The organism is Collimonas fungivorans, from assembly GCF_028292705.1.
Lineage (GTDB): Bacteria > Pseudomonadota > Gammaproteobacteria > Burkholderiales > Burkholderiaceae_D > Collimonas > Collimonas fungivorans_B.
The window spans coordinates 1-6,797 of the sequence record NZ_JAQGLV010000228.1; the positions used below are offsets into that span (position 1 = coordinate 1).

Genomic DNA, 6,797 nt, shown 5'->3' on the forward strand with positions numbered 1-6,797 from the left:
TCGCACTATAGGATCTGGGACACGGAAGAAAACGTCGGCGTCCTGCTCTACGTGAACCTGGCCGACCACAAGGTCGAAATCATCGTCGACCGCGCCATCGGCCATGCTACTAAATCCGCCGACTGGCAAGCCGTGTGCAAGACCATGACCAAGGAATTCGCCAACGGCGCATTCCACGACAGCACACTGGCCGCGCTGGAACAAATGAACGGCCTGCTGACCCAGCACTTCCCCGACGAAGGCCGCAAGAAAAACGAACTGTCGGACAAGCCGCTGATGCTGTGATCCTCGATTAATTCGACTCTGACCCTAATTAATTTATTAGGGTCAGAGTCGAATTTTTAACCATTCTCGTAGACCCATTGCAGCAAGCCGTCTTGTGCCGCCTGCCCGCGGGGGGCGTTGGGGTGGTTGATCAGGCAGACTACTGCGTAGTATTTGCCGGAGGCGGCCAGTACGTAACCGGCGATCGCCCTGACGTCGTTCAGGGTGCCGGTCTTGACGTGGGCCTGGCCGGCGACGCTCTGGTTTTTCAGGCGCTTGCGCATGGTGCCGTCGTAGCCTACCAGCGGCATCGAGGAAACGAACTCGGGCATGACCGGCGACTGGAATGCGGCGGCCATCATGCGGCCCATGGTCCTGGCCGAGATCCTTTCGTTGCGCGACAAGCCCGAACCGTTTTCGATCACCAGACCGTTGGTCTCTATGCCCTTGTTGCTGAGCCAGCTTTGCACGGCGCGCGCGCCGCGGTCCGGGGTGGCCGGCACTTTCAGGATGTCGGAGGCAATCGTCAGCAGCACTTGGCGCGCCATCACGTTGTTGCTGTATTTGTTGATGTCGCGGATCACTTCCGGCAGCGTCACCGAGTTCCATTCGCTGACCAGGGTGCTGCCGGCCGGCGCCACGCCGTTTTTCACCACGCCGCTGAAACTGCCGCCGAGATCGCTCCACATCTGGCGAAACACCGCGCCGAAGTACTGCGTGCTGCTCATCTTGTAGGGATTGACGTACCAGGTCTTTTCACCGCAGGAAGCCGGCAGCGCGCCGTTGAAACTGGCGCCGTCGGCATCCACCGACGCCTGCAGCTTGCCCTGCCAGTCATCGCAGTTGCCGCTGCCCAGGCGCGGCGGCGTGATCGGGTAGCCGCTCATCGGCGGATCGATCAGCACGCTGACCTGGCGCGTTTCCGGATTCGGCACGAACTGGAAGGTCAGCGCCTTGTAGTTGAGCAGCAAGGCATCCGGGCCGACGTTATATGGCTTCATCGGATCGCCGTCGAATTCGGAGGGATCGTAGGTGCTCTCGTCAAACGTGCTGCGGTCCAGCACGATATTGCCGCGGATGTCGCGGATGCCCTTGGCGCGGATCTGGCGCAGGAACAGCCAGAAATTTTCCAGCACCAGCTTGGGGTCGCCGTTGCCCTTGAAGATCAGGTCGCCCTGCAGCACATTGCCGACCTGGCTGCCGTTGGTGTAGGCCTGGGTTTTCCAGCGGTAGGTCGGCCCCAGCAGTTCCAGCGCGGCGTCGGTGGTCACCAGCTTCATGGTCGAGGCGGGATTGAACGGCGTGCCGGCATTGGCGGACGCCATCACCTTGCCGGCGCCGTCGACTTCCTGCACATAGACGCCGACGCTTTGGGCCGGAATCCCGGCAAGCTGCAAAGCCTTGCTGAACGATGCCGGAGGCGTGACAGAAGATACCGCGGACGATTCCTGCGCCTGGACGCCGGGCAGCAAGACGGAAGACAAGAGAAGGACACTGATCGCGTGGAGTTTATTCAAGTGGGCACCGGTGAAAAAGAAGGTTTGCACGGGATTATCCCATGCGTTCACGCGATGCAAAAAAAGGAGTCGTGGCCGGCTGCGGAACAAGCGGCAAAACAGCGCCGGCAGATGTGCGGAAAATCAGAAAACAATACCGCTTCGGGATGCCGTCAGCGATCCCGACATGCACTTCAAGACTGCAGCGTCAGAGCAAAGCTGGTATGGCTTCCAGAATAATCAACGCCAGCAGCGCGCCGCAGACAGCGCCAACAGCGCGCAAGCTGCCGCGGGCAACTTTGGAGGCAACCGGCACTTCGCCGCACAACACCACGCCGGCGATGGCTGCCGGCACAAAAAACAGCAGGTTGTTCATCACCAGGTTGACCATGGTCATCTCCTTTGTATATTTGTAATTTCAGTATAGTTTTCTCATGCTTAAAGGCAAGGCGGAATAATTGATTGACAACAGGCTGGGCATAGCCAAAGCAATATGGGATCCAACCGATGCTGTCCTGCACAATTTTCTTGACCGCCCTGCCCGGCGCGGCTACTATCCACCAGTCTAAATTTTATGGAGTCCCTTTAATGGGCACTTGTTCGAGTGACAGTTGTAGCCAGACCCGTTCTGGCGCCGCCTCGGCAAGATAACGCAGGACTTCCCCTGCCGTCATCTCGCCGCCGGCGAATGATGGTATCCCAGCATCCGGAGCGGTTTTCCGGGCGCACAGCATTCCACCACCTGATCTTGTTTCACGCATAGTTGCGCCGCCGCATCGGCAGCACGCTAGGCTGATTCTGGCCCCGACCATGGCTCGCGCCGCTGTCGAGGCCATCGAACACTTGCATCCAGCGCTTGCATCCAGCGTTTGGGACAGACACGAATTGTCATCAAGATGTCACCGATCGAATTTACAGTCTGGTGCCGTTCTAAAACTTTGCTCTTTTTGCCGACAGGCTGTCATCCGGATGGATTGCCAGTCGTTAACATTAAGTTAAAAGCGATAAAGCTACAGGCAAGCAGGCAGCGACACACCGATCGACGACAGCAGACCGCAATGCATGAAAAAAGAAGAAGACCATGAATCTGAATATTCTGAGAGAAACATTCGTTAGCTTTGTCCGCAGCCACGGCATGGATCGCCACTTCCGCCGCCTTGGCGCCGACATGTTCCGCAGCACGCCGGTCAGCAAGGACGTGCCGCCGTCGCTGGCAGAAACCCTGTCCAGCGCTGCCCGCGTCGACATCAGCGAACTGTTCCAGACCCTGCACAGCCGCGCCGACGGCCTGACCGAAGCGGAAGCGGACGCCATCCGCGCCAGCGCCGGCCCGAATGAAGTCGAGCACGAAAAGCCGATCTCGAAATGGGTGCACCTGTGGCAATGCTACAAAAACCCGTTCAACCTGCTGCTGACCGTGCTGGCCGCCGTGTCTTACCTCACGGAAGACATGAAAGCCACCATCGTCATCGGCTCGATGGTCGTGCTGTCGACCATGATGCGCTTCATCCAGGAGTCGCGCTCCAACACCGCCGCCGACAAGCTCAAGGCGATGGTCAGCAATACCGCCACCGTGCTGCGCCACGACCTGGCCGAAGATATCGCCGAGGAAGCCCTGCGCTACTTCGACGTCACCCTGCATCCGAAGGGCGCGCGCCGCATCGAGCTGCCGATCAAGAAGCTGGTGCCGGGCGACATCGTCCAGCTGTCCGCCGGCGACATGATCCCGGCCGACCTGCGCCTGCTGACCGCCAAGGACCTGTTCATCAGCCAGGCCGCCATGACCGGCGAATCGCTGCCGGTAGAGAAATTCGTCACCCACCGCGGCGCCGCCACCAGCAACCCGCTGGAACTGGACAACCTGTGCTTCATGGGCACCAACGTGGTCAGCGGTTCGGCCACCGCGATCGTGGTCACCACCGGCAACCGCACCTACTTCGGCGCCCTGGCCGAGCGCGTCACCGCTACCGACCGCACGCCGACGGCATTCCAGTCGGGCGTCAACAAGGTCAGCTGGCTGCTGATCCGCTTCATGATGGTGATGACGCCGGTAGTGTTCCTGCTGAACGGCTACACCAAGGGCGACTGGGTCGAAGCGTTCCTGTTTGCGATGTCGATCGCGGTCGGCCTGACGCCGGAAATGCTGCCGATGATCGTCACCTCGACGCTGGCCAAGGGCGCCGTTGCGCTGTCGCGCAAGAAGGTGATCGTCAAGCGGCTGGACGCGATCCAGAACTTCGGCGCCATGGACGTGCTGTGCACCGACAAGACCGGCACCCTGACCCAGGACAAGATTTTCCTGGAGCGCCATACCGACATCCTCGGCGAGCAGGACGACCTGGTGCTGGAATACGCCTACCTCAACAGCCACTACCAGACCGGCCTGAAGAACCTGCTGGATGTGGCCGTGCTGGAACACGCCGAACTGCAGCGTGAAATGGCGCTGGCCTCGGCCTACCGCAAGGTCGATGAAATCCCGTTCGACTTCCAGCGCCGGCGCATGTCGGTGGTGGTCAGCGAACGCGAGGATCACCATGAGCTGATCTGCAAGGGCGCCGTCGAAGAAATCGTCTCGGTCTGCACCCACGCCCGCCACAACGGCCAGGTAGTGCCGTTCACCAAGGAACTGCTGCAGGAAATCTACGAAACCACGTCCAGCCTGAACGCCGAAGGCTTGCGCGTGGTTGCCGTCGCCGCCAAGGACCTGCCGCCGACCAAGGAAGTGTATGGCGTGGCCGATGAAAGCGACCTGGTCCTGATCGGCTACATCGCCTTCCTCGATCCACCGAAGGAATCGACCAAGCCGGCGCTGGACGCGCTGAAGGCGCACGGCATCACCGTCAAGATCCTGACCGGCGACAACGAACTGGTGACCGCCAAGATCTGCCGCCAAGTCGGCCTGGCCGTGGACGGCATGTTGCTCGGCAACGACGTCGAGAAAATGAGCGACGCTGAGCTCGCCGTGGCGGTCGACACCACCACCGTGTTCGCCAAGCTGAGCCCGACCCACAAGGAACGCATCGTGCGCGTGCTGCATGACAAGGGCCACGTGGTCGGCTTCATGGGCGACGGCATCAACGATGCGCCGGCGCTGCGCGCAGCCGACATCGGCATCTCGGTCGACACTGCGGTCGATATCGCCAAGGAAGCGGCCGATATCATCTTGCTGGAAAAGAGCCTGATGGTGCTGGAAGAAGGCGTGCTGGAAGGCCGCAAGACGTTCGCCAACATGCTGAAGTACATCAAGATGACGGCCAGCTCCAACTTCGGCAACGTGTTCTCGGTATTAGTTGCCAGCGCGTTCCTGCCGTTCCTGCCGATGCTGCCGTTGCACCTGCTGGTGCAGAACCTGCTGTACGACATCTCGCAGATCACGATTCCCTTCGATAACGTCGACAAGGAATTCCTGGAAAAACCGCAGCGCTGGAACGCCGGCGAAATCGGCCGCTTCATGGTGTTCTTCGGTCCGATCAGCTCGATTTTCGACATCACGACATTTGCCCTGATGTGGTACATCTTCGGCGCCAACACGCCGGAACACCAGACCCTGTTCCAGTCCGGCTGGTTCATCGAAGGCTTGCTGTCGCAAACCCTGATCGTGCACATGATCCGCACCCGCAAGATCCCGTTCTTCCAGAGCCGTGCTTCGTGGGCGCTGATGAGCATGACCCTGATCATCATGATGGTCGGCATCCTGCTGCCGATGTCGCCGCTGGCGCACTACTTCAAGCTGCAGGCTTTGCCGTTGACCTACTTCCCGTGGCTGCTGCTTATCCTGGTGGCCTATGCGGTGCTGACGCAAGCGATGAAAGGCTGGTATGCCCGCCGTTACGGCTGGCAATAACACGCAGCGTCAAGGGAAACGGGACAAGACATCGTCCCAGCCCTCAAGAAAAAAGCCAATCATTGCGATTGGCTTTTTTTACGTCCCCGCGCTGCAGCGATGTTTATCCGACCAGGCCCGCCGCAATGTTGATCGACAAACCCAGGATCGCGGAATTGAACAGGAACGTCAGCACCGACTGCATCAGCACGATCTTGCGCATGGAACGGGTCATGATGCTGACATCGGAAGTCTGGACCGCCACCGCCATCGTGAACGAAAAATAGAGGAAATCCCAGTAGTCGGGATTCTTTTCGTCGTCGGGAAAACGCAGCGGCAGCTTGTCGCCGGCGCAGGCGTAAAACAGGCGCGCATAGTGCAGCGCAAAGATGGTGCCCACCAGGAACCAGGAACCGAGCACCGTCATGCCGGTAAACATGTACCTGAGTTCTTTCGGGCCCGGCAGGAAATCCTGGGTGTGGGCCAGTCCCAGCACCACAGCGCCGATGCTGCTGACCGCGGCGACGCAAATGATGACCAGTATCACGGTATCGTTTTCGTCCTCGACGGCGGCGCGCCTTTTTACCTGCCCTGCGTTGGCCCGGACCATCATCCACCAGAGCGTCGCCAGGTAGCTCCAGACGCCGGCGTTCCAGCCGATCAGCAGGCGTGTCAGGTGCGAGCTCGTAGGCTGGACCGCCCACACCGCAAGGCCGATGATCAACGCAATCATCAGGCGCGGGTGGGTGTGGAAAACCAGGCGGCGGAAATTATTCATGCTTGTCCTTTTTGAATCCGGTATCGATGCTTCTGAATCGACAGCATATTGCAACTGCGGGTTTCCGTGTATTTTCCTTGAATCTGGCGTGCCTACCAGGAAAACGCGGCAGAAAAAATAAAGCGCCCTTGCAGGCGCTTTATCGATTCCCAGAAACAGGAAACTTACATGTCGGACGTATGCAGCTTGCCGCCGACCGCACTGCCACCCGCTTCGTCATGGTGTTCGCCATGATGATGATGATGCTTGCGCCGGAGCTTGCTGCTCGCCCACACCAGGAAATCGTCGACGTAGGTGAACACCACCGGGATGACCAGCAGGCTGAGGAAGGTCGAGGTCACCAGGCCGCCGATCACGGCAATCGCCATCGGGCCGCGGAAGCTGGAATCGGCGCCCAGTCCCAGCGCGATAGGCAGCATGCCGGCGCCCATCGCGA

Annotated in this window: 6 protein-coding genes; 2 read left to right on the top strand and 4 right to left on the bottom strand. The window is 60.0% G+C overall.

The features are described 5' to 3' along the window. The coding region (locus JWQ61_RS13050) for a TPM domain-containing protein (RefSeq protein ID WP_304360902.1) at positions 1–285 on the top strand (285 nt) is incomplete at its 5' end. A gap of 56 nt (positions 286–341) precedes the next feature. Here JWQ61_RS13050 and dacB read toward each other — a convergent pair. Together dacB and JWQ61_RS13060 are read right to left on the bottom strand one after the other, a co-directional pair. Continuing rightward, positions 342–1,871 carry a D-alanyl-D-alanine carboxypeptidase/D-alanyl-D-alanine-endopeptidase gene (gene dacB, locus JWQ61_RS13055; RefSeq protein WP_304360903.1) on the bottom strand — a complete coding sequence of 510 codons (1,530 nt, stop codon included), beginning with the start codon at positions 1,869–1,871 and terminating at the stop codon, positions 342–344. Positions 1,872–1,968: 97 nt separating this feature from the next. Continuing rightward, the gene (locus JWQ61_RS13060; RefSeq protein ID WP_120237631.1) at positions 1,969–2,151 is read right to left on the bottom strand and encodes a hypothetical protein; all 183 of its coding nucleotides are present in this window, start codon (positions 2,149–2,151) and stop codon (positions 1,969–1,971) included. A gap of 690 nt (positions 2,152–2,841) precedes the next feature. Here JWQ61_RS13060 and mgtA point away from each other — a divergent pair. Then, positions 2,842–5,604, top strand: a complete 2,763-nt coding sequence (gene mgtA / locus JWQ61_RS13065; RefSeq protein WP_120234457.1) for a magnesium-translocating P-type ATPase — start codon at positions 2,842–2,844, stop codon at positions 5,602–5,604. Between the two features lie 103 nt (positions 5,605–5,707). Here the strand turns inward: mgtA and JWQ61_RS13070 are convergent, their stop codons facing one another. Together JWQ61_RS13070 and JWQ61_RS13075 are read right to left on the bottom strand one after the other, a co-directional pair. Further along, on the bottom strand, positions 5,708–6,361 hold the full coding sequence (locus tag JWQ61_RS13070; RefSeq protein WP_304360904.1) for a DUF1345 domain-containing protein: 654 nt from the start codon (positions 6,359–6,361) through the stop codon (positions 5,708–5,710). A 164-nt stretch (positions 6,362–6,525) separates the two neighbouring features. Further along, positions 6,526–6,797, bottom strand: a 272-nt coding sequence (locus JWQ61_RS13075) for an efflux RND transporter permease subunit (protein WP_304360905.1), incomplete at its 5' end; no start/stop codon positions are given.

Coding starts and splice junctions, on each gene's coding strand:
- JWQ61_RS13070 (WP_304360904.1), bottom strand. CDS start 6,361: ATGAATAATTTCCGCCGCCTGGTTTTCCACACCCACCCGCGCCTGATG.
- mgtA (WP_120234457.1), top strand. CDS start 2,842: ATGAATCTGAATATTCTGAGAGAAACATTCGTTAGCTTTGTCCGCAGC.
- JWQ61_RS13060 (WP_120237631.1), bottom strand. CDS start 2,151: ATGGTCAACCTGGTGATGAACAACCTGCTGTTTTTTGTGCCGGCAGCC.